The organism is Kitasatospora sp. NPDC036755, from assembly GCF_040636595.1.
GTDB lineage: Bacteria > Actinomycetota > Actinomycetes > Streptomycetales > Streptomycetaceae > Kitasatospora.
Map to the genome: position 1 here is coordinate 1 of NZ_JBEZUT010000629.1, position 1920 is coordinate 1920.

3 protein-coding genes are annotated in these 1920 nt (G+C 76.2%); 2 read left to right on the top strand and 1 reads right to left on the bottom strand.

What is annotated here, in order from left to right; genetic code table 11:
* On the bottom strand, positions 1 to 741 hold a 741-nt coding region (locus AB0E96_RS40700), incomplete at its 3' end, for a zinc-binding dehydrogenase (RefSeq protein ID WP_359831834.1).
* A gap of 111 nt (positions 742 to 852) precedes the next feature.
* Here AB0E96_RS40700 and AB0E96_RS40705 point away from each other — a divergent pair.
* Together AB0E96_RS40705 and AB0E96_RS40710 are read left to right on the top strand one after the other, a co-directional pair.
* Positions 853 to 1266, top strand: a complete 414-nt coding sequence (locus tag AB0E96_RS40705) for a helix-turn-helix domain-containing protein (RefSeq protein WP_359831836.1) — start codon at positions 853 to 855, stop codon at positions 1264 to 1266.
* Positions 1267 to 1373: 107 nt separating this feature from the next.
* Positions 1374 to 1769: a hypothetical protein gene (locus AB0E96_RS40710; protein ID WP_359831838.1), complete on the top strand. Its 396-nt coding sequence runs from the start codon at positions 1374 to 1376 to the stop codon at positions 1767 to 1769.
* The last annotated feature ends 151 nt before the right edge of the window (positions 1770 to 1920 follow it).

Sequence of the window (1920 nt, forward strand, 5' to 3'; positions counted from 1 at the left end):
CGGCGCGCTGCCCGCCGCGACCGCGACGAAGGCGCCGCGCCCGCGCACCGCGCCCAGGGCCCGTACGCCCAGCAGGGCGGCGTCGATCGCCCCGTCGACCCCGCCGGGCACCGACTGCCGTACGGCCTCGGCGACATCGGGCGCGGTGCGCGGCACGAACCACTCGGCGCCCAGTTCGCGCACCGTCTTCTCGTCGTCCTCCCCGGCGAGCGCCACCACCCGCAGGCCGCGCAGGGCGGCCAGTTCGACGGCGAAGCCGCCGACCGCGCCCGCCGCGCCGGTGACCAGCAGGGTGGAGCCGGCCGGCAGGTCGAGCAGGTCGAGCGCCTGCAGAGCGGTGAGGCCGTTGAGCGGCAGCGTTGCCGCGTGGGCCAGGGGGACGTCCGCCGGGGCCGGGGCGAGGGCGTCCGCGTCCAGGACGACGTGCTCGGCGTAGGTGCCGAGGTCGGTGTCCAGACGGTCGCGCAGGCCCACCACCCGTTGCCCGGGCGCGAATCCGGCCACGTCGGGGCCGACGGCGTCCACCGTCCCCGCGACGTCCCAGCCGATGCCGGTGACCGCCCGCGCGGCCATCAGTCCGGCCTCGGCGAGCAGCCCGGAGCGGGTGACCGCGTCCACCGGGTTCACCCCGGCCGCCGCCACCCGCACCCGCACCCGGCCCCGCCCCGGCTGCGGCACCGGCACCTGTGCCACCTCCAGCACCTCGGGACCGCCGAACTCCCGCACCACCACGGCACGCATCGCACCCACACCCCTCACGCCTCGACAACTGCACCCAACCTAAGGAGAGTTACTCTCCACGGGGAAGGACGTACCCGAAGGTGCGTACCGCACGGAAAGGAGAGTGGGCCGGTGCCCACCACCACGACCGCCGCCCAGCGCCGCGCCGCCGAGGCGGCCGCCTACGACGCCTACCTCGCCTGGTGCCCGGCCCGCCAACTCCTCGACCGGATCGGCGACAAGTGGACCAGCCTCGTCGTCAACGCCCTCGCCGACGGGCCGCTGCGCTACAGCGGCCTGCGCCGGCGCCTGGCCGGGGTGAGCGAGAAGATGCTCACCCAGACCCTGCGCGCCCTGGAACGCGACGGCCTGGTCAGCCGCACCGTCACCGGCGGGGTGCCGGCCCGCGTCGACTACGAGCTCACCGCGCTCGGACGCGACCTGCTGCCGCTCGTCCGCCAGATCAAGGCCTGGGCCGAGTGCCACATGCCCCAGGTGCTCGCGGCGCGCGCCGCCTACGACGACGGACAGTGCGCCCGGCAGTGACCCCGCCGGCCGTAACCCCCGGCCGGGGCGGCTCGTTGGGCCCGTCGAGGTCACCTGTGACCGGCCGGGGCCGACGAGCCGCCCCGGCCCGACGGGAGGGGAAGCTCATGCCCGACGACGAGAACGACCAGGCCGCCGGCTCCGCCGTGCGCGGCGGCAGCCCCGACTCCGCGGTCGACCGGGTCGCCGACTTCTACGGCGCCTACATCGACGCCGTCGACGACGGAACCGACGACCTGGGCGACCACCTGCGCGCCCACTACCTGACCGAGGACCTGCGCCGGCGGCTGGCCGCCTGGGAGGAGGCCAACCACGCCGACGGCGTGCTGCGCGCCCAGGACGTGCCCACGCACTGGGAGGTGCGCTACCAGGACTCGGGCGCCGGGCACCTGTTCACCACGGTCACCCTGACCTGGGGCACCGGCCCCGACGCCGGGCACACCCGGCTGGCGGTGCAGAGCGACCTGAGCACCAAGCTGATCTCGGACATCGAGGACGCCTGACCCTCCGGCACACCCCACCGCCCGCCGCCGCCCGCCGGCCCCGCCGCCCGCCGGCCCGCTCGGCCAGAATGTCCTTCGCCGCCAGCGCGACGCCCACCGCGTCGTCCAGCGCGGGGCCTTCCAGTTCCTGGACCTCGATGGCGTTGCGCCG

What these genes read in the sequence shown, in the direction of transcription:
- AB0E96_RS40710 (WP_359831838.1), top strand. Translation starts at nt 1,374, where the DNA reads ATGCCCGACGACGAGAACGACCAGGCCGCCGGCTCCGCCGTGCGCGGC.